General features: G+C 70.1%; 19 protein-coding genes. 12 read left to right on the top strand and 7 right to left on the bottom strand.

All coding sequences use genetic code 11. From position 1 onward, the window contains the following. Positions 1 to 204: 204 nt before the first annotated feature. Positions 205 to 429 (bottom strand): hypothetical protein, encoded by a 225-nt coding sequence (locus ACTWQF_RS16325; protein WP_443280103.1) that lies wholly within the window; start codon positions 427 to 429, stop codon positions 205 to 207. A gap of 303 nt (positions 430 to 732) precedes the next feature. Here ACTWQF_RS16325 and ACTWQF_RS16320 point away from each other — a divergent pair, with 303 nt between their 5' ends. The 3 genes from ACTWQF_RS16320 to ACTWQF_RS16310 all read left to right on the top strand — a co-directional run bounded on the left by ACTWQF_RS16320 (position 733) and on the right by ACTWQF_RS16310 (position 4186). Further along, the gene (locus tag ACTWQF_RS16320; protein WP_443280102.1) at positions 733 to 1146 is read left to right on the top strand and encodes a hypothetical protein; all 414 of its coding nucleotides are present in this window, start codon (positions 733 to 735) and stop codon (positions 1144 to 1146) included. Beyond that, entirely contained in the window at positions 1143 to 3290 is a 2148-nt protein-coding gene (locus ACTWQF_RS16315; RefSeq protein WP_443280101.1) for a tetratricopeptide repeat protein, read from the top strand. The genes ACTWQF_RS16320 and ACTWQF_RS16315 overlap by 4 nt, the downstream gene beginning before the upstream one ends. Before the next feature lie 272 nt (positions 3291 to 3562). Continuing rightward, on the top strand, positions 3563 to 4186 hold the full coding sequence (locus ACTWQF_RS16310) for a hypothetical protein (protein ID WP_443280100.1): 624 nt from the start codon (positions 3563 to 3565) through the stop codon (positions 4184 to 4186). 27 nt (positions 4187 to 4213) lie between these two features. Here ACTWQF_RS16310 and ACTWQF_RS16305 read toward each other — a convergent pair whose 3' ends face one another. After that, a complete protein-coding gene (locus ACTWQF_RS16305) occupies positions 4214 to 4723 on the bottom strand; it encodes an SMI1/KNR4 family protein (RefSeq protein ID WP_443280099.1) in 510 nt (169 codons plus the stop codon). A 111-nt stretch (positions 4724 to 4834) separates the two neighbouring features. On the opposite strand from ACTWQF_RS16305, the gene ACTWQF_RS16300 reads away from it, so the two are divergent. Further along, entirely contained in the window at positions 4835 to 5455 is a 621-nt protein-coding gene (locus ACTWQF_RS16300) for a TIGR03086 family metal-binding protein (RefSeq protein ID WP_443280098.1), read from the top strand. Positions 5456 to 5467: 12 nt separating this feature from the next. Here the strand turns inward: ACTWQF_RS16300 and ACTWQF_RS16295 are convergent, their stop codons facing one another. Further along, positions 5468 to 5911: a hypothetical protein gene (locus ACTWQF_RS16295; protein ID WP_443280097.1), complete on the bottom strand. Its 444-nt coding sequence runs from the start codon at positions 5909 to 5911 to the stop codon at positions 5468 to 5470. A gap of 52 nt (positions 5912 to 5963) precedes the next feature. Here ACTWQF_RS16295 and ACTWQF_RS16290 point away from each other — a divergent pair, with 52 nt between their 5' ends. Beyond that, positions 5964 to 7154: a macrolide family glycosyltransferase gene (locus ACTWQF_RS16290; protein WP_443280096.1), complete on the top strand. Its 1191-nt coding sequence runs from the start codon at positions 5964 to 5966 to the stop codon at positions 7152 to 7154. 90 nt (positions 7155 to 7244) lie between these two features. Then, on the top strand, positions 7245 to 9569 hold the full coding sequence (locus ACTWQF_RS16285) for a HelD family protein (RefSeq protein WP_443280095.1): 2325 nt from the start codon (positions 7245 to 7247) through the stop codon (positions 9567 to 9569). A 228-nt stretch (positions 9570 to 9797) separates the two neighbouring features. Here the strand turns inward: ACTWQF_RS16285 and ACTWQF_RS16280 are convergent, their stop codons facing one another. Then, positions 9798 to 10004 (bottom strand): cold-shock protein, encoded by a 207-nt coding sequence (locus ACTWQF_RS16280; RefSeq protein ID WP_019354305.1) that lies wholly within the window; start codon positions 10002 to 10004, stop codon positions 9798 to 9800. A gap of 295 nt (positions 10005 to 10299) precedes the next feature. Between ACTWQF_RS16280 and ACTWQF_RS16275 the strand changes: the two genes are divergently transcribed. Next, on the top strand, positions 10300 to 11712 hold the full coding sequence (locus tag ACTWQF_RS16275; protein WP_443280094.1) for an NAD-dependent malic enzyme: 1413 nt from the start codon (positions 10300 to 10302) through the stop codon (positions 11710 to 11712). A 593-nt stretch (positions 11713 to 12305) separates the two neighbouring features. Continuing rightward, a complete protein-coding gene (locus ACTWQF_RS16270; RefSeq protein ID WP_443246014.1) occupies positions 12306 to 12587 on the top strand; it encodes an HU family DNA-binding protein in 282 nt (93 codons plus the stop codon). Positions 12588 to 12713: 126 nt separating this feature from the next. Here the strand turns inward: ACTWQF_RS16270 and ACTWQF_RS16265 are convergent, their stop codons facing one another. Both ACTWQF_RS16265 and ACTWQF_RS16260 read right to left on the bottom strand, forming a co-directional pair. Further along, a complete protein-coding gene (locus ACTWQF_RS16265; protein ID WP_443280174.1) occupies positions 12714 to 13364 on the bottom strand; it encodes an HAD family hydrolase in 651 nt (216 codons plus the stop codon). 93 nt (positions 13365 to 13457) lie between these two features. Further along, on the bottom strand, positions 13458 to 14339 hold the full coding sequence (locus ACTWQF_RS16260) for a GntR family transcriptional regulator (protein WP_443280093.1): 882 nt from the start codon (positions 14337 to 14339) through the stop codon (positions 13458 to 13460). Positions 14340 to 14614: 275 nt separating this feature from the next. Here ACTWQF_RS16260 and ACTWQF_RS16255 point away from each other — a divergent pair, with 275 nt between their 5' ends. Genes ACTWQF_RS16255 through ACTWQF_RS16240 form a run of 4 tightly spaced genes read left to right on the top strand, consistent with a single transcriptional unit; the run spans position 14615 to position 18646 of the window. Further along, on the top strand, positions 14615 to 15766 hold the full coding sequence (locus tag ACTWQF_RS16255; protein ID WP_443280092.1) for an ABC transporter substrate-binding protein: 1152 nt from the start codon (positions 14615 to 14617) through the stop codon (positions 15764 to 15766). After that, on the top strand, positions 15766 to 16695 hold the full coding sequence (locus tag ACTWQF_RS16250) for an ABC transporter permease (protein WP_443280091.1): 930 nt from the start codon (positions 15766 to 15768) through the stop codon (positions 16693 to 16695). The genes ACTWQF_RS16255 and ACTWQF_RS16250 overlap by 1 nt, the downstream gene beginning before the upstream one ends. Then, a complete protein-coding gene (locus tag ACTWQF_RS16245; RefSeq protein WP_443280090.1) occupies positions 16683 to 17543 on the top strand; it encodes an ABC transporter permease in 861 nt (286 codons plus the stop codon). Before ACTWQF_RS16250 ends, ACTWQF_RS16245 begins: the two co-directional genes overlap by 13 nt. Beyond that, positions 17540 to 18646, top strand: coding sequence for an ABC transporter ATP-binding protein (locus tag ACTWQF_RS16240; RefSeq protein WP_443280089.1), 1107 nt, complete (start codon positions 17540 to 17542; stop codon positions 18644 to 18646). The genes ACTWQF_RS16245 and ACTWQF_RS16240 overlap by 4 nt, the downstream gene beginning before the upstream one ends. 110 nt (positions 18647 to 18756) lie before the next feature. Here ACTWQF_RS16240 and murA read toward each other — a convergent pair whose 3' ends face one another. Then, positions 18757 to 20085 carry a UDP-N-acetylglucosamine 1-carboxyvinyltransferase gene (gene murA / locus ACTWQF_RS16235; protein WP_443280088.1) on the bottom strand — a complete coding sequence of 443 codons (1329 nt, stop codon included), beginning with the start codon at positions 20083 to 20085 and terminating at the stop codon, positions 18757 to 18759. Between the last annotated feature and the right edge of the window lie 76 nt (positions 20086 to 20161).

The raw sequence follows: 20161 nt of genomic DNA, 5'->3' as shown, positions 1-20161 counted from the left end.
GCCGGGGCGGGGATTTCGGGTCATGCTTTGGCTAGGGCATGACGGACTGTTGCCGCGCCCCGCCGCCGACGATGAGCAAGGCTCAGGACCTGTGGCTGAGTCCGGTGCCCGCCCCTCCCGGCACCCCATTAAAACCGTCACCACCTGGACCGGTGACGTTCTCAGCGACGGTGTCGGGCCCTCCCGCCGCGAAGCCGGATCGCGTCAGCGGTGGTGCACGGACTCCACCGTGTGCAGGCGCGGATCAAAGGTGTCCGCGAGGGCGGCGGCCTCGCGCATGTGTGCCTGGGCGGCAGGGGTGTCGAGCATGGCGTGGAAGGCGTTCTGCGGGAACTCGGCCTTTCCATGTCCCAGTACGCGGTGCTGCGAGCACTGGCCGACGCACCCGGAGCCCCCGGCAGCCGAGCTGGCCCGCCCTACCTTCGTCACCCGTCAGTCCCTGGTTATACGTGCGGAGCCGCTCAGGGGGACAAGTGCCGAACTCGTCGCAGAACTGTCCTTCGCCGTAGCGCCGCACCAGCGCCTTGAAATCGGTGGGCAGCCAGAGGCCGAGCGCGCTTTCCGTTTCCGCCCAGTCGATGTCCGCGTTCGTACGGTTACGAATCATGCCGCACGCGCCGGAGATCACGCACGGTTGTGAGCCACGAGGTTGGCTGAAGTGCCCGCGCGCCAGGCTGGGTTGACTGACTAGTCTGAGGCCCGGACTGCGGAAGTCGGGAAAGGAACAGGTGCATGGACCCGGAGGTTGCCGCGCTGGCAGGCACGGCAGGCACAGCCTTGGTGACGATGCTGACGACGGAGGCATGGCAGGCCGTCAGGGACGGTTTCTCCTCGTTGTGGTGCCGTGCTCAGCCGGAGAGGGCCGAAGCCATCGATTCCGAGCTTGTCAGCACCCGTAACGATCTGCTCGCCGCTCAGGCTGAGGGCGACCTCGACGCCCATGAGGAGCTCGGTGCTGAGTGGCAGGGCCGCATACGGCGCCTGCTCGTGACGCACCCCGAGGAGATGGAGGCCCTTCGAAGGCTCCTCAACGAGCTCGAGCCACAGATGCCGCCCGTTACTCCCTCAGTGACGCAACACGCCACTGCCTCCGGGCACGCCAGGGTCTATCAGGCGGGTCGTGACCAGAATCTGGGCCAACGGTGAACGGCAGCAACGATGCGCAGGCCGAGGGGCATGGGCGCATCTATCAGGCCTCGGGCGATCAACACATCATCGAGCACCACCACCATGCCCCTGACTGGCTGAGCCCTGACTCAGTACGTCATCCGGCCGTCGGCCGCGCTCCCGTCGTACTCCGCGACCGCGCCGCAGAGATGGACCGCTTGAAGGCCGCCGTTGGTCCTGGCGCCGGCAACCGCGTCTACGTCCTGCACGGACTGGGAGGCTGCGGCAAAACAGCCGTCGCTTACACACTCTTCCAGCACGCCACGAACGACGTCGGCCGCATTGGACTTTGGGTCAACGCTTCCGACCCGACCTCCCTGCGTGCGGGCATGCTCGCCGTCGCCGCCGACCGCGGCGCCACCGACGCGGAACTCACCGGAGCACGCAGCGGCCTGCGCCCCGCCGCCGACCTGGTCTGGCACTACCTCGACAACTCCGACCAACCCTGGCTGCTTGTCCTCGACAACGCCGACACCCCCGCCATCCTCCGCGACGGCGGCTGGCTGCGCACCAGCCCCGCAGGAACCGTCGTCGTCACCACCCGCCAGGCAGCAACCCACTGGTGGCCCGGCGCCGAGCTGCTGCAATTCGGTGTCCTCCCGAGAGCAGACGCCGCCCGTGTCCTCCAGGACCTCGCACCTCACGCGGGGAGCATCGAGGACGCCACGGAGGTCGCCGAACGCCTCGGGCGCCTTCCCCTGGCGCTCACTCTCGCCGGTGGTTTCCTCGCCCAACAAGTCATCGACCCGTGGACGCTGTCCGACTACCGCCTCGGGCTTGACGGCGGCACCGGCCTCGCTCCCGTCGAACTGATCGACCAGGGCGCCGAAGCAGTCGGTTCCGAAGCCCGCCACCTGCTCAGCCGCACTTGGCAAATCTCCCTCGACGCCCTCACCACCCAGGGCCTCCCCGAGGCCACCCACCTCCTGCGCCTTTTCGCCTGCTGGGCCGGCGATCCGCTCCCCATCAATCTCCTCGCCAACGCCGAACTTGGCCCGGAGCTCAATCCGTCCCGTGTTGAATCAGCTCTTCGAGGACTGCTCGACCACTCCCTCACCGAACTGGTTCCAGGCGACGTGCGCTGCCTACGCGCGCACGGAATCCTTCTCGACAGCGTCGCTCAAGCCACACCTGGTGACCAACGAGTGCGACTCGCCGCGACAGCTGCTCGACTACTCCAGGCCGTGCTGCCGAAGATTCCTGAACGCGGAGCACAAGACCCCGCCGTGATGCTTCTCGCACCGCACGTCATTGCGTTCCTGCGACGGGTAGCAGAGTGGGAGATCGAAGGGTCCACTGCAGAGGCCGCTGCGGAATGTGCGCTTCGTCTTGTGGTCGCCGTCCACAGGTCGGGTGACTACTCTTCGGCGCACACGATGGCAAGCGAAGTCTTCGACATCGCTGCGCCGCTTCTGGGTGCGGACAACGTTTTCGTTCTCAAGATTCGCCAACGAATTGGTCGAGCCCTCTTCCGCCTTGGGGAATTCGAAGAGGCCGAAGGCGTGCACAGGCAGCTTCTCGAGGACTGCGAACAGGTACTCGGGCCTCGTGCTCCCGACACGTTGGAGTCTTGCTTGCGGCTGTCGGCTCCGCTCCTCAACCTCGGTCAAATCGAGGAAGCGGTCAATTTGTTGCGCCGGTCGGTTGAAGGTCGAGAGGAGATCTTCGGGAGGCTGCACCCTCTTACGCTCATTGCGCGAAAGTATCTCCTGGGGGCGGCAGGAAATCCAGACGCATACGTAATCCCAGACCGGTCTGAGATCATCTCCACGGGGCCGGCGGTACTTGCGGACTGCCGCAGCGTATCCGGAGAAGACCACCCCATGACGCTCGGGGCTGAGCTCAATTATGCCTTCGTGCTCTCCGGTGCAGACAGGGCGGAGGAAGCACTTCCTCACGCCCGTAAGGCGCTTGCCGGGTACGAAAGAACGCTTTCCCCTGCATACCCACTACTGTTGAATGCGCGCCAGACGTACGGCGTTATTCTTGCCGCTTTGGGCCGGAAGGCTGAGGCGATCGATCAGGCGGAAAAGGTTGCCGAGGGGAGACTCGAAGTGCTGGGTCCAACGCATCCTTGGACAGTCGAAGCTCAAACGCGCCTCGCCGAGCTCCGGAGCTCCTGAATTACTCGCCAACTCGCGCCTGTTGATGAGTAGTCCCTGGAGCTGAAGCTGCTCCGGCGCGCCCTGACGCTCGCCGGCACCGTGGGGTGACCCTTGCGCAAGCCTGGCCGCCTGGCCGTGGATTTCGGGTCATGCTCTGGGCGAAGAAGGCTGGCGGATAAATGGAGAGTGGGGGAGCGGAACCCCGGAAAGGTGGTGTGGGCGGAATTCGCCGGGTGCCGGGACAGTTGAGGCCGGTACGCTGCGCGGTCCGGACGAGAACGGGGGGCGACATGGCTGTGACGGCGGACGCCGACAGGCGCTGGTGGCAGCGTCATCGCCGCGCGGTGGGGCTGGCGATGATGCTGGCAGCACTGCTTCTGCTGCTCGGGTACGCGCTGGGCAGCCACTACGCGGAGACCACCCATCTCGTCGTCCTGCGCAGGGTCTTCGACGGCCCCGTCCCCCACGTCGCCGCAGCAGCCGTACTCCTCATCGCCGGGGCGACGCTGCGCCCGTTGCGGCCCCTCCTGCGGATACCTGCCGTGATCTTCGGCGGGCTCGCCCTGCTGGGCTGTTTCGCGCTCAGTGTTCTCCTGGGGTGGGACAGTGACGGCTGGGCGGAAGGCGAGACGGTGCGCGCCCCGGAGGGAGTTGAGCGTCGGGCGGTGGCGTGGCGCGGATCGTCGGTGATCGACCCGCTCTTCCAGGTCACGGTCATCAACGGCACAGGGCTCGGAGCCCGGGAGTGGAAGGCCGCCTGCTTCAACGGAGACGACGAGAGCCGCGAACTGAAGAAGATCACCTGGGCCACCCCGACGCGTCTGGTCCTCACGGATGCGGGCGGCCGTCAGCACGAGGTGCAGCTGGACCCTCGCACCGGCAGGCCCGACAGCACGCTCTCCATGGAGTGCTGACCCAGGCCACGGGCCTGGCTTCGGCCGTCAGGGGTGGGCGGGCGTGAACCAGGCGGCCTCGACGGGTTCGCCCTCTTCCTCGAACTCTTCGAGGAGGTACTCGACCTGTGCGGTGAGGTACTCGACGGCACCGCAGTCCCATTCGTAGAAGGCGACATCCCGCCGGTGCCACCTCACCACCTGCCAGGTGTCCGGCTCGCCCTCCGTACGCCAGCACAGGGCACCGCCGTTGTTGTCGAACCCCCAGACCAACAGCCCTGAGGGCTCGGGGTACAGGGGGAGTCGGAACCTTTCCGGGCACTCGTCCCGGAAGGTCTCCCACTCCGCCGTCAGTCGCTGGTTGTGCGACCGGAGCTGCTCCGGGGAACAGGTGCCGAACTCGTCGCAGAACTGTCCTTCGCCGTAGCGCCGCACCAGCGCCTTGAATTCGGCGGGCAGCGAAAGGCCGAGGGCGGCCTCGGTTTCCGTCCAGTCGACGTCCGCGCGTACGGGGTGGGCGTGGGGCGGCACCAGGGAGATCAACTTCTGAAGGCTCACGGGCTGATGCTCACACGGGCCCGTCCGGGCGTGACAGCCGGTGCCCGGCCTGCCGCCTCGGCGTCCGATATCCGCCGGTGCCGGAACCGGCCGCCCCGCACGCTGGGGCGTATGGGCAGTGCATTCGACGGCATCATCGACCGGTTCGTCCTCTCCAGCGCCGAGTTCGAGCGGAGACTGACGGCCGTACGGGCCGAGCAGTGGTGCTGGCCGACGCCGTGCACCGAGTGGAACGTACGGCGGCTGGTGAACCATGTGACGCGGGGAAATCTCAACTACGCGGCGCTGGTGCACGGCGGCAGCGGCGCCGGCTTCCTGCGGCTGCGGGACGTTGACGCGCTGGGTGACGACCCGGTGAGCGCGTACGCGGATTCCGTGCGGGAGTGCGTCGAGGCGTTCAGCGGCCCCGGCGCGCTCCGGCAGGTGCTGGACTATCCCCTGGGCCGGGTGTCCGGTGCGCAGGCGCTGGCCGTACGCACCACCGACAACACCGTGCACACCTGGGACCTCGCACGGGCTGTGGGCGGGGACGAGACGCTCGACGGCGGCCTGGTGGCATGGATCAACGCGCATCTGGCCGAGATCTACGCCGGTCTGCCGGAGACCCCCACGGCCGCCGACACCACCCACCGCTTCTTCGCCGCACCGGACGGCACCGCCTCCCCACAGGAGGCGTCCGCCCAGGCGCGGCTGCTGCGCACCATGGGAAGGGTGTCCGCAGTCTCCGCGTAGGACCGTCGCGGCTCACTCCGGCAGGGGCGAGCGCTCGGCGGCGTCCAGGCGAACGGCGGCGATGAATGCCCCGTCGGGGGCCGTACGGAGCCGGACACCGGGCGGGAGGGGGCTGGGGAGTGCGGCCCGGACCTCGGCGGCGGGATGGCCGAAGAGGTCGATGTCGCCCAGCACGACGGGCTGCGCCGCAGGGCGGCACTCGGCGGTCAGGGTGAGGGCCGCGAGCCCCGCGCACTCCGCGTACCGGCCGTAGCGGTCCCAGGTGTTGCCGTGCACCTCCAGGGTCACCCCCTCGTATCGCGCGCCGAAGGACCAGCCCGCCCCGCAGGCCCAGCCCTCCCGGACGTCGGCGAGTGTGGCGACGGCCCACTGGGCGGGGCGTTCGTCCATGCCGAACCGCAGGGTGCCCGCGCGGCCGGGCAGCCGCAGGCCGACGCCCGGGAGAACCTCGAACATGCCGCCGATTCTCGCTGGAAGGCTGCCGCCTACTACCGTACGGTCACCCGCCATGCCGAACTCGTCGAAGCCGAAGCGTCTGCTGTTCGTTGCGCTGGCCGGGAGCGGTCACGTCAATCCGACGTTGCCGCTGGTGGAGGAGCTGGTGCGGCGTGGGTACCGGGTGGAGTACGCGACCGGGGCCGAGCATGCCGAAGTGGTCACCCGGGCGGGGGCCTATTGGCTGGAGCTGCCTGCGCTGGAGCCGTTCACGCCGCCGTCCCGCATCGGCCCCGAGATCATGGGCGCTTGGCTGCGGCATTACTTCGCAGCGATGACGAAGACCTACCCCGTACTGCGCGACCGGTGCGCGGCCGAGCCGCCGGACGCGGTCTGCTACGACACGACCAACTGGCCGGCGCGCGTGGTGGCCGAAGACCTGGGCCTCCCGGCCGTACGGCTCGTCCCGCACTTCGCCTCGAACGAGAAGTTCTCCCTGGACGAGCACATGGCGGGGGCGCTCGGGGATGAGCACCCGGCGATGGAATGCCTGGCCGCCGACCGCGCGCAGTTCTTCCGTACGTACGGCGTGCCCGCCGACCGCGTCGACCCGCTGACCGAACCCGCGACCGAGCTCAACCTGGTGTTCGTGCCCCGCGCCTTCCAGCCGTACGGTGACAGCTTCGACGCCCGGCACCACTTCGTCGGCCCCTCGTCGGGTGCGCGGGAGCGGGCCGAGCTGTGGGAGCCGCGCGATCCGGAGATGCCGCTGGTCTACATCTCGCTGGGGTCCGTCGCGACGGGCAGCCCCGAGTTCTACCGCTGCTGCGTCGACGCCTTCGCCGACAGCCCGTGGCAGGTGGCGATGACGGTGGGTGGAACGGACCCCGCGGAGCTGGGCGTGCTGCCGCCGACCGTCGAGGTACGGCGGAGTTTCCCGCAGCCGGCAGTACTGCGGGAAGCCTCCGCGTTCGTCTCCCATGCGGGCATGAACTCCGTGCTGGAGTCCCTCCACTGCGGCGTCGGCCTGGTCACCCTTCCCCACACTCCGGAGCAGTCCCTCAACGCCGACCGCGTCGAGGAGCTGGGCCTGGGCACCCGGCTGGACCGCGACACGCTCACCCCTGCCGCGCTCCTGGCGGCCGTCACCCACATCACCTCGGACCCCGCCACCCGAGCCGCCCTCTACACCATGCGCGAAACCATCCACACCGCCGGCGGCGCCCCCCGAGCCGCCGACCTGCTCGAGAGCCACCTGGACTGAATGCGCGCAGCCCCGGTCCACAGCGCTCCGCGAAGCGGAATCGCGTACGGTTGACGGCTGCCCTAAGGAACGCAGAAGGGGGCCGCCGCGTTGAACGCGCAGCACAGAGCGGAGCCAGAGACCATCCGTGACCGCGAGATCGACGCGGAGCAACAGCACCTCGAACGGGTGTACCGGAGGCTGGAGGAGAAGATCCACGAGGCCGAGTTCCTCATGGACGACGCCTCCAAGCGCGCGCAGGTGGGAACCCCGGGGGCGCTTGCCGAGCGGGACGCGCAGGTGTTCCGGGCGGGGATACATCTCAATCGGCTCAACAGCGAGTTCGAGGACTTCCTCTTCGGCCGGATCGATCTGCTGGAGGGCAAGACCGGCGAGCGCGGCCCCGACGGTGCGTACACCTCCGTGGAACCGGCGGACGGCGCCGTCCGCGAGGAGAACGGCGAGCAGCGCGCCGATATCGCCGAGACCCTGCACATCGGGCGGCTCGGCGTGCTGGACGCCGACTACGCGCCGCTGGTCATCGACTGGCGCGCCCCGGCCGCCGCGCCCTTCTACCGCTCCACCCCCGTCGCCCCCGGCCGTGTCGTACGCCGCCGCGTCATCCGCAGCAAGGGGCGCAGGGTGCTCAGCGTCGAGGACGATCTGCTGCGCCCCGAGCTGAAGGCCCGGCTGGACGCCGAAGAGCTGGCCGTGGTCGGCGACGGGGCGCTGATGGCCGCGCTCGGCCAGGCCCGCAGCCACACCATGCGGGACATCGTCTCGTCCATCCAGGCCGAGCAGGACGAGGTCATCCGCGCTCCCGCCGCCTCCGTCACCGAGGTCGAGGGCGGTCCGGGCACCGGCAAGACGGCGGTCGCGCTGCACCGTGCCGCCTACCTCCTCTACCAGGACCGGCGCCGCTACGCGGGCGGCATCCTGATCGTCTCGCCGACCCCGCTGCTCGTCTCGTACACGGAAGGAGTGCTTCCGTCGCTGGGCGAGGAGGGGCAGGTGGCCATCCGGGCGCTCGGCGCGCTGGCCGAGGAGACGGCGGGCGCCGAGGCGACGACGTACGACGAGCAGAGCGTCGCCCGCGTCAAGGGCTCGGCGCGGATGGTGAAGGTGCTGCGCAAGGCAGCCCGCGGAGCGCTCGGCCTGGGACTGCGTACGCCGGTGCCTCAGCTGCTGCGGGTGGTCGCCTTCGGCCGGCGCGTCGAACTGGACGCGGACGAGCTGGCCGCCGTACGCCAGCAGGTCCTCGGCGGCACGGCGCCGGTCAACCTGATGCGCCCCCGCGCGCGGAAACTCCTGCTGGACGCGCTGTGGGAGAAGTCCGGGGCGCGCCGCCGGTACGAGGACCCCGAACTGGCCGCCGAGGCGCGGCAGGGCTTCGACGAGGACATCGCGACCGAGGACGATTTCCTCGCCTTCCTCGACGCGTGGTGGCCGGAGCTCAGCCCGCGGGAGGTGCTGGGCGCCATGACGGACGAGGGGCGGCTGGCCCGCTGGTCGCGGCGCGTACTGCGGCCCGGCGAAGTACGCACGCTGGCGCGCGCCCTCGCCGCGCGCCTCTCCCCGCAGGGCGAGGGCCCGCTGTCGGCGCACGACATCGCGCTCCTGGACGAGCTGCGCACCCTGCTGGGCACCCCCGCACGCCCCAAGAAGCGGGAGCTCGATCCGCTGGAGCAGCTCACCGGGCTGGAGGAGCTGACCACCGCCGCCGACCGGGAGGGCGCAGGCCGGCGCGAGCGCCAGGCACCGGAACGTACGGAGTATGCGCACGTCATCGTCGACGAGGCGCAGGACCTCACGCCCATGCAGTGGCGCCTGGTCGGCCGACGCGGCCGGCACGCAACCTGGACGATCGTCGGCGACCCGGCCCAGTCCTCCTGGACCGACCCCGACGAGGCCGCGGCGGCGCGCGACGAGGCGCTGGGGAAGCGGCCCCGGCGCCGCTTCGAACTGACCGTCAACTACCGCAACCCCGCCGAGCTCGCCGTCCTCGCCGACCGGGTGCTCGCCCTGGCCATGCCCGGCGTCGCCCCGCCCCGCGCCGTACGCTCCACCGGCATCGAACCCTCCTTCACCGTCGCGGGCGGCGACCTGGGGACCTCGGTGCGTCAGGCCGCCGCGCAACTCCTTGCGGAGGTCGAGGGCACGGTGGGTGTCGTGGTCGCCATGCGGCGCCGCGACGAGGTGCGGCAGTGGCTGGCGGGGCTGGGGGAGCGGGTCGTCGCGCTGGGGAGCCTGGAGGCGAAGGGGCTGGAGTACGACGCGGCGCTCGTCGTCTCGCCCGCGGAGATCGCGGACGAGTCGCCGGCGGGGCTGCGCGTGCTGTACGTGGCCCTCACGAGGGCGACGCAGCGGCTGCGGGTGCTGAGTGCCGCGGCGGACCTCCCGGACGCGGAAGGGGTCCCTGACCTGCTGCGGGACTGAGCGCTCAGCGGCGTCTTCCGTAGGGGAATCACGGGTGCGGGTGGTTTGTTAGCCTGGGTGTGGCACCGGCCCGATCCATGCCCCCGGGCCCAACCATTGGCGCTTCGAGCGCCCACTTGCCGCGAGGCGAGCTGGCGGGTCGGTGTCGCTCATACGGAGTTCTCATACGTGAGAAAGAGGGCTCTCGCCGGACTGGCGGGAGCCCTCTTTCCGTGTGTGTCCGGGTAGTCAGCCGACCACCCGGACACCGTCGGCCTGCGGGCCCTTGCGGCCCTGGGTGATCTCGAACTCGACGCGCTGTGCGTCCTCCAGGCTGCGGTATCCCTCACTGTCGATCGAGCTGTAGTGCACGAAGACGTCCGGCCCGCCGCCCTCCTGTGCGATGAATCCGTAGCCCTTCTCGGCGTTGAACCACTTGACCGTGCCCTGAGCCATGTTGCTGGTCTCCTGTGATGCAGAGGCAGTGTGCGGGCCGATCTTAAGTCGTTTTCATGCTGTTTCAGGGGAATTGAGGCCGTTTTTCTTACGAGGAAGTGGCGGAGGAGCGGGCCCCTTACGGGTGACATCCTCTCGGATAGTGGAATACGCTTTCCGAAACTAGCGACGCGTTACCACGTACCGGGGGGTAGGTGGGACGATCTGTTGACGTGATGCGTTGTAGGCCGTAAGAACTGCGGCCACGCGTGCGCACGTGAACAACGTGACAAGGGAAAGCTGAGGGAAGTCGGCAATGGCGCCAAGCGTCTCCTACTCGATGACGGTCCGTCTGGAGGTCCCCGCGGGCGGGACGGCGGTCAGTCAGATCACCACGGTCGTGGAGTCGTCTGGCGGCTCGGTCACCGGTCTCGACGTCACAGCGTCGGGCCACGAACGGCTGCGGATCGACGTGACGATCGCGGCCAGCTCCACAGCGCACGCCGACGAGATCGTCGACCAGCTGCGCACCATCGAGGGCGTCACCATCGGCAAGGTCTCGGACCGAACCTTCCTGATGCACCTCGGCGGCAAGATCGAGATGTCCGCCAAACACCCCATTCGCAACCGCGACGATCTCTCGATGATCTACACCCCCGGTGTGGCCCGCGTCTGTACGCAGATCGCCGAACACCCCGAGGACGCGCGCCGTCTGACGATCAAGCGCAACAGCGTCGCCGTCGTCACCGACGGCTCCGCCGTGCTGGGCCTGGGCAACATCGGCCCGCAGGCCGCGCTGCCGGTCATGGAGGGCAAGGCGGCCCTCTTCAAGCGCTTCGCCGGGATCGACGCCTGGCCGATCTGCCTGGACACCCAGGACACCGACGAGATCGTGCAGGTCGTCAAGGCGCTGGCGCCCGGCTTCGCGGGCATCAACCTGGAGGACATCTCCGCGCCCCGCTGCTTCGAGATCGAGGCGCGGCTGCGGGAGGCCGTCGACATCCCCGTCTTCCACGACGACCAGCACGGAACCGCTATCGTCGTGCTCGCCGCGCTCTACAACGCGCTGCGGGTGGTGGACAAGCGGATCGAGGACGTCCGCGTCGTGATGTCCGGTGCCGGTGCCGCCGGTACGGCCATCCTGAAGCTGCTGTTGGAGGCGGGCGTCAAGCACGCCGTCGTCGCCGACATCCACGGCGTCGTGCACGCGGGCCGCAAGGACCTCGCGGACGCGGAGGAGGGCTCGCCGATGCGGTGGGTCGCCGACAACACCAACCCCGAGGGGCACACCGGCACGCTCAAGGAGGTCGTGGTCGGCGCCGACGTCTTCATCGGCGTCTCCGCGCCCAACGTGCTGGACGGGTCCGACATCGCGAAGATGGCGGACGGTGCCATCGTGTTCGCGCTCGCCAACCCCGACCCCGAGGTGGACCCGGCGGCGGCCCGCGAGACGGCGGCCGTCGTGGCCACCGGGCGGTCCGACTTCCCGAACCAGATCAACAACGTGCTGGTCTTCCCCGGTGTCTTCCGCGGGCTCCTGGACGCGCAGTCGCGGACGGTCGACGACACGATGATGCTGGCCGCTGCGCGGGCCCTCGCCGATGTGGTCGGCGAGGAGGAGTTGAACCCGAACTACATCATTCCCAGCGTCTTCAACGAGAAGGTCTCCGGTGCCGTCGCCGGTGCCGTCCGCAACGCCGCCGCCGCTGAGTCCCCCGCCCACGCGTGAGGGCTTCGCCCTCCCTGCTGCCCACTTGCGGGCTGCGCACCCATGGTGCCCGCTTGTGGGCATCTGTTCCGCAAAGGGCGGAACGGGTGGGCACAAGCGGGCCCGCAGCCGCGTGACGGCCGTACCCCGCACCGTGCAGTGGGCGTCCTTCGGGTGCGGCCCGATGGTGGGTGCTGCGCTTGCCCACCCTGCGCCCTGGGGGTATCCCTGCTCGAAGAGCTTGGGGGAGCAGACTGCCCAAGCGCCGCAGCGGGAGGGGGGAGGGCCAAGCGCAGGGCGGCGCAGCGCAGCCTCGGCGCGTCGGGTGGGGGTTCACTCGGGCGGGCCCTCTAGTGTTGCGGGGACGCGAGGACGCCGGATTGGCTTTCCCGCCGCAGGTAGGGGCAGGATGCATCCTCAAGGACTTCGTCCGAGGGGGGAGACCCCGAAACGGACTTGTCCGGGGGATATCCCCACGGGGCGCGCGGGCCCGAAGGCGGACCCGGGTCCGGGGACTGTCGGAGGGCCCTGGCAGCATCGGCTTCGCTGTGTCTGATATGCGGCTCTGCCGCGTGGCACGCCTCATCGGCAAGAAGAACACGGGAGTACGAATTATGAACCGCAGTGAGCTGGTGGCCGCTCTGTCCGAGCGTGCCGAGGTGACCCGTAAGGACGCCGACGCGATCCTGTCGGCGTTCGCCGAGACCGTCGGCGAGATCGTCGCCAAGGGCGACGAGAAGGTCACCATCCCCGGCTTCCTCACCTTCGAGCGCACCCACCGGGCGGCGCGCACCGCGCGCAACCCGCAGACCGGCGACCCGATCCAGATCCCGGCCGGGTACAGCGTCAAGGTTTCGGCGGGCTCCAAGCTCAAGGAAGCGGCGAAGGGCAAGTAAGCCCAGGAGACCTGAAGCTCTGAAATTCTGAAGCAAAGGGCGGCCCCCCAAGCGGGGGGCCGCCCTTTGCGCGCGCGGTATGCGCTGTCCGATGCGTCGTCCTAACGTGCCGTCCTACGTGTCGTCCTACGCGTCGGCACCCGCGAAGGAGAGCGGGAGCGCCCTCAGGTCCACCTCCCGGAGGGAGGGCAGCACAAGGGTGCCCGGGGCCTCCTCGATGCCGTCCACGGTGGGTACGGCGATCACCCGGCAGCCCGCGGCACGCGCCGAGGCCGCGCCGGTGGGAGTGTCCTCCAGGGCCAGGCACGCGGTCGCGGGGACGCCCAGGAGGCGCGCGGCGGCCAGATACGGGTCCGGGTGCGGCTTGCCGCGCGGGGTCTCGCCGTGCGCGACCGAGCAGATGAAGCGGTGCGGGCCCAGCGTGGCCAGCACCAGATCGGCGACGGGCCGCTCGGATGCCGTGACGAGTGCCACAGGGATCTCCAGCCGCCGCGCGCTGTCGAGCAGCGCCAGCGCTCCGGGCTGCACCGTCACCCCGGCGCGTACCCGAGCCGTGAAGGACGCGTCCAGCCGGGCCAGTGCCGTCTCGGCGGCCAGTCCCGACCGGTGGGCGACCAGCTCGGCCGCAGCGTCCAGCGGCAGCCCCGCGAAGGGTGCCAGGGCGGCCTCGTCGCAAGCCGCGCCGTGCTCGGCCAGTAGCTGGGCCAGGGACGCCAGCCAGTCACGTTCCGTGTCGACAAGGGTGCCGTCCATGTCGCAGAGCAGCGCCGCGGGCATCGAGGCGCCCGGCCGCGTGCTGGGCGAGGGGGAGGGTGAGGGCAGAGGAGTGGGCAATGCGGGCTCGTACTTTCATCGATGGAGGGCGGCTGCTCACGCGCGGGTGCGCGCCAGCGGGTTGGTCTGGGTGGAGTTGCGGACGGTGAAGACGACGGAGCCGGGGCGGTAGCGGTCGTCCGAGGTCTCCACGGGGCGGCCGTCGGCCGTCGTGGTCGTACGGCGGACCCGCAGCAGCGGGCTGCCCCGGCGCACCCCCAGGTGCTCGGCGTCCGCCGTGCCGGCGGCCACCGCGTCGATGTGGTGCTCGCCGTGCGCGAAGACGAGCCCGGTGTCGTCGTAGAGCCGCTGGGTGACCGACTCGCAGTCGGCCGGCAGTGCCTCGACGGCGGTGCCGATCCACTCCGCGTAGACGGTGCGCTCCAGCAGCACGGGCTCCTCGTCCAGCGTGCGCACCCGCAGCACCCGCAGCACCGGCGCCCCGTGCCGTACCTGGAGCAGCCCGGCCTCCTCGGCGCGGGCGGTGGCCCAGGAGGAGGCCAGCACCAGTCCGCCCGCCGTACGGCCGCCCGCGCGCGCCCACTGGGCGAAGCTGCGCAGCTCGGTGAAGCTCTGGCTGGGCGTGGTCGACAGGACGACGCGGCGTGCGCCCTGCCGGGATCCGATGAGGCCCTCGGCGAGCAGCGCGGAGACGGCCTGCCGCACGGTGCCACGGGAGGCGCCGTGCGCGGTGGCGAGCTCGGCCTCGGAGGGGAGGGTCGCCCCGACCGGGTAGCGCCCGTCCGCGATGGCGCGGCGCAGCTCGTCGGCGATCACCTCGTGCCGCGGCTCCGTACGGCCGTCGGGCGCATCCGGACGGCCGCCACGCGCATCCGTACGGCGATTGCGCGCACCCGTACGGCCGCGCTGTGCATCCGCAGGGCGCGACGGCGTGCGACCGGCGGCCCGGGGGCGGTCGTCGGGGGCGGGGTCGGGCATGGGGCGGCTCCTGTGAAGTGCTGCGCTTCTCCAGCTGCGCGTGGGTGCGCCCGATCATGCCATCTGTGCGCAGCAGTGCGCACACTCGCCAGCCTGGTCGGTTACTTGTATCCACGGTGAACATCACTAAACCTGTTCTCAAATAACGCTTTGAGCTGGGGATTTGAAGGAGTTCGGGGCTTTGCGGCACGGGCTGGGGGCTGTTAGCTTGCCCTGGCTCAATGAATCGAGCTTGTCCATACAGGTGACGGGCGCGACCCCCAGGAGTTTCAGACGTGAAGGCACACCATCACAGCCGTAGGAGCCGCCTGTTGGCCGCCGCAGCTGCGGCCGTCACCCTCTCCGCTGTGGCCACCGGCTGCGGCTCCGCACCGGCCCAGGGCTCGGACAGCAAGGCGGGCAAGGCAGGCTCGGCCGCGGACCTGGGCGGCATGGACAAGCTGGTGAAGGCGGCGAAGAAGGAGGGCGAGCTGAACGTCTACGCCCTCGCGCCGACCTGGGCCAACTACGGCCAGATGATCAAAACCTTCGAGAAGAAGTACGGCATCGAGGTCCACAACGAGGACCCCGGCGGCAGCAGCCAGGGCGCGCTGAACGCCGCGGCCAAGCGCAAGGGCCAGGACCGCGCCGTCGACGCCCTCGACCTGGGCACCGCCTTCATGCAGCAGGCCAAGGCCAAGAAGCTGCTCGCCCCCTACAAGGTCAAGGGCTGGGAAGCGATCCCCGCGTCGCAGAAGCAGCCTGACGGCTCCTTCATGAACAACTACGGCGGCTACATCTCGATCGGCTGCGACGCCAGGGCCGTCAAGGAGTGCCCGAAGACCTTCAAGGACCTGCTCGAGCCGCAGTACAAGAACAAGGTCGCCCTCAACGGCAACCCCAACGAGTCCTCCTCGGCCTTCTCCGCCGTCATCGCCGCCTCGCTCGCCAACGGCGGCAGCTTCGACAACGTCCAGCCCGGCCTCGGCTTCTTCAAGAAGCTCAAGAAGAGCGGCAACTACGTGCCCGTCGAGTCCACCAAGGCCACCATCCAGAAGGGCGAGACGCCCATCTCGATCGACTGGGACTACCTCAACCTCGGCTACGGCAAGGAGCTGAAGTCCAAGGGCGTCGAGTGGAAGGTCAACGTCCCCAAGGACGGCCAGTACTCGCAGTACTACAACCAGGGCGTCAACAAGTACGCCCCGCACCCGGCCGCAGCGCGGCTGTGGCTGGAGTTCCTCTACAGCCCCGAGGGCCAGAACATCTGGCTCAAGGGCTACTCGCGGCCCGCGCTGCTGGAGAAGATGCAGAAGGACGGCACCGCGGACAAGAAGGCCGCCGCCGAGCTCCCCGAGGTGGACGGGGTGCCGAAGTTCCCCACGCCCGCGCAGGAGAAGTGGGCGCAGAAAGCCGTCAGCGAGGGCTGGGGCGCGGCGGTCAGCTGATGGCTGTGCAGACTCCCGCCTCCCGGGCCGCCTCCCGGGCCGCCGGCGGCGCCACCGGGACCGCGGCGAAACGCCGGCCCGGCGGCGGCGCGCGCCGGTGGCGCTGGCCCGCCGTCGTACCGTTCTTCACCTTCATGGCCCTCTGCTTCGGCCTGCCCGCCTGCACCCTGGCCTACAACGCGTTCACCGTCGTCGACCCGGGCACCGGCGCCAGCCACTACAGCCTGGACAACGTGCGGCACTCGCTGTCCGGCGCATACGCCACCGGGCTGGCCGGCAGCGTGAAACTCTCGCTGCTCAGCGCGGTACTGGCCACCGTCCTCGGCACCGTCATCGCCCAGGCGCTGCTGGGCTCGCGCAACAGCGCGCTGCGCAAGGCGGTCGTCTCGGCGTCCGGCGTGTTCGCCAACTTCAGCGGCGCACCGCTGGCCTTCGCCTTCATCGCCACCCTCGGCACCACCGGCACCGTGACGCGGCTGCTGCAGCTGAAGAGCACCGGGTTCAGCCTCTACACCTTCGCCGGACTGGTGCTGGCCTATCTGTACTTCATGGTGCCGCTGATGGTCGTCAGCATCCTGCCCGCGCTGGACGGCGTCCGCGCCCAGTGGCGGGAGGCCGCCGCCTCCTGCGGGGCGACCAGGGCGCAGTTCTGGCGGCACGTGGGGCTGCCGGTGCTGATGCCCTCGCTGCTGGGCGGCGCCGTGCTGATGTTCGGCACCGCGTTCGCCTCGCACGCCACCGCCGCCGTGATGACGGGCAGTTCGGTGCCGCTGATCACCATCCAGATCGCCAACGCACTCGCCGGCAACGTTCTCGTCGGCCAGGAGAACCTCGCCCTCGCCATGAGCCTCAACATGGTGGTGATCGCCCTGCTCGTGATGGCCGTACAGATCCCGCTGCAACGACGGAGCAACCGATGGCTGGGATGACCGCAACGCCTCCCGCGCGCAGGCGCCCGTGGGGCAGTGCCCTGGTGCTGCTGCTGGCCGCGCTCTACTTCCTTGCCCCCGTCGCCGCCTCGCTCTGGTTCACCGTCGACGACCCCGCCGAGGGCTTCACCTTCGGCGCGTACGCCAAGGGCCTGCGCGACGACTCCATGGCCACCAGCCTCGCCCTGTCGATACGGCTCGGCCTGGCGACCGTGGCGCTCGGTCTGGCGCTGATGGTGCCGACCATGGTGATGGTCGCGCTGCGGCTGCCCAGGCTGCGGCGCGTCGTCGAGGTGCTGTGCATGGTGCCGCTCATCGTGCCGCCGGTCGCGCTCGTGGCCGGGGTCAGCACGGTGCTCTCCTGGGAGCAGGACCTGGCGGACACCCCGCTGTGGGGCACCTTCCAGGCGCTGCACAACCAGAGCTTCCCGCTGGTCCTCGTTCTCGTCTACACCGTCATGTCGCTGCCGTTCCTCTACCGCTCGCTGGACGGGGGACTGCGCGCGGTCGACCTGAAGACCCTGGTGGAAGCCTCACGCAGCCTGGGCGCTTCGCGGCTGGGCACGCTGTGTCGGGTCGTCGTGCCCAATCTGCGGCCCGCCATCGTCAGCGGCGCCGTGCTGAGCCTGGCCATGGTGCTGGGGGAGTTCACCGTTGCGAACGTTCTCGGATTCGAGCCGTTCTCCGTATGGATGGTGCACGTCGGCGAGTACGAGGCCCAGCTGTCCGTCGCCGCCGCCATGCTCAGCCTGCTCATCACCTGGGGCCTGCTGCTCCTGCTCACCAACCTCGCCGGCGGGCGTACCCGCGACCGGCGGGCCCGCGACCGGAGGAAGACGACCGTATGACCACCGCTACGACCGTGAAGCAGCCGACGGCAGCACCGCGTGGTGAAGGCGGCGTCGGGCTGGTCCTGCGTGACCTGCGGCGCTCCTTCGGTGCCGGCATCGCGCTCGACGGGCTCGACCTGGAGGTCGCACCCGGCGAACTCCTCGCCCTGCTCGGCCCCTCCGGCTGCGGCAAGACCACCGCGCTGCGCATCATCGCCGGGTTCGAGACGGCCGATGGCGGCGAACTGCTGATCGGCGGCGAGGACGTGACCGCCGTACCGGCCAACCGGCGGGACATCGGCATGGTCTTCCAGTCCTACAGCCTCTTCCCCACCATGACCGCCGCCGAGAACGTCGCCTACGGGCTGCGCGTTCGCAAAGTACCCAAGGCGGAACGCGCAGCGCGGGCCGAGGAACTGCTGGAGCTGGTAGGGCTGCCGGGGCGTGAGAAGCACTACCCGCACCAGCTCTCCGGCGGCCAGCAGCAGCGGGTGGCGCTCGCCCGCGCGCTGGCCGTCCGGCCCCGGATACTGCTGCTGGACGAGCCGCTGTCCGCACTCGACGCCAAGGTGCGGCTCCAGTTGCGCGAGGAGATCCGCCGCCTCCAGCTGGAGCTGGGCATCACCACCGTCTTCGTCACCCACGACCAGGAGGAGGCGCTGTCGATGGCCGACCGCGTCGCCGTGATGAAGGACGGCCACCTGGAGCAGTGCGCCCCGCCGAACGAGCTGTACGAGCGGCCCGCGACGCCGTTCGTCGCGGAGTTCGTCGGCACGATGAACCGGCTGCCCGGCGTCGTACGTGACGGAGGCACCGTCGAGGTGCTGGGGCGGCGGCTGCCGGTGCACGGTGCCTGCCCCGCGGCAGGGCGCGAGGTGGACGTACTCCTGCGCCCGGAGGGGCTGAAGGTGGGGGTAGGCGAGGAGGGCCCCGGCGAGGCCGCGACCGTCCGCGTCGCCACCTTCCTCGGCGGCTTCACCCGCCTCCTGCTGGCCACCGACTCCGGCGCCGAGGCCAAGGCCGACCTGCCCAGCTGGGAGGCGCAGGCGCTGACGCCGGGGGTCCGTTGCAGGCTCACCCCCCAGGAGAGCGCTGTGCTGGTGGAGGAGACCAGCGGCTGAAGCCAACCGCAGTGAGGGGACGCGCCCCGAAGGGGCGCGGGGAACTGCGCGCCAGGCCACTACGCACCCGCACCCCGCAACCTATCGGTCGGGGCACCCACTCATCGGTTCTACGGGCGGTCCACCTTGGCGCCGAGTTCGACCAGCTTCTCCTGGAAGTTCTCGTAGCCGCGGTTGATCAGATCGATGCCGTGCACCCGGGACGTGCCCTGCGCGGCCAGCGCGGCGATCAGATACGAGAAGCCGCCGCGCAGGTCGGGAATGATCAGGTCGCTGCCCTGGAGCCGGGTCGGCCCGGAAACGACCGCCGAGTGCAGGAAGTTGCGCTGCCCGAAGCGGCAGGGCATCCCGCCCAGGCACTCGCGGTAGAGCTGGATGTGCGCCCCCATCTGGTTGAGCGCCGAGGTGAAGCCGAGCCGCGACTCGTACACCGTCTCGTGCACGATCGACAGCCCCGACGCCTGCGTCAGCGCCACCACCAGCGGCTGCTGCCAGTCCGTCTGGAAGCCGGGGTGTACGTCCGTCTCGAGCGCGATGGCGTTCAGCGGGCCGCCCGGGTGCCAGAAGCGGATGCCCTCATCCCCGATCTCGAACGCGCCGCCCACCTTGCGGAAGGTGTTGAGGAACGCGATCATCGACCGCTGGTCGGCGCCGCGTACGAAAACGCTGCCCTCGGTCGCCAGCGCGGCGCTCGCCCAGGAGGCCGCCTCCAGCCGGTCGGGCAGGGCGCGGTGGGTGTAGCCGCCCAGCTTGTCGACACCGGTGATCCGGATCGTCCGGTCGGTGTCCATCGAGATGATCGCGCCCATCTTCTGCAGCACGCAGATCAGGTCCTCGATCTCCGGCTCGACCGCCGCGTTCGACAGCTCGGTGACGCCCTCTGCCAGCACCGCCGTCAGCAGCACCTGCTCCGTGGAACCGACCGACGGGTACGGCAGCCGGATCTTGGTGCCGCGCAGCCGCTGCGGGGCCTCCAGATACTGCCCGTCGGCGCGCTTCTCGATCGTCGCGCCGAACTTCCGCAGCACGTCGAAGTGGAAGTCCACCGGACGGCCGCCGATGTCACAGCCGCCCAGACCCGGGATGAAAGCGTGCCCCAGCCGGTGCAGCAGCGGCCCACAGAAGAGGATCGGGATACGCGAGGAGCCCGCGTGCGCGTCGATGTCCGCGACGTTGGCGCTCTCCACATGGGAGGGGTCGAGTACCAGCTCGCCGGATTCGTCCCCGGTGCGCACCGTGACGCCGTGCAGCTGGAGCAGACCGCGGACGACCCGGACATCCCGGATGTCCGGCACGTTGCGCAGTCGGCTCGGCTCACTGCCCAGCAGCGCGGCGACCATGGCCTTGGGGACGAGGTTCTTCGCACCCCGGACACGGATCTCGCCCTCGAGCGGGGCACCACCGTGGACGAGGAGTACGTCGGCTGGGCTGTCGGTCATGGATCTCCGCGATTCCGCGAGACGGGATGGGACAACAGGCAAGCGTAATGGCCCCGTCCGGTGCGGACCCAGGCCC

Source organism: Streptomyces sp. 8N114, from assembly GCF_052245835.1.
Classification (GTDB): Bacteria; Actinomycetota; Actinomycetes; order Streptomycetales; family Streptomycetaceae; genus Streptomyces.
The sequence above is the reverse complement of the archived record's forward strand: the minus strand, read 5'-3'. Positions and strand labels throughout refer to the sequence as shown.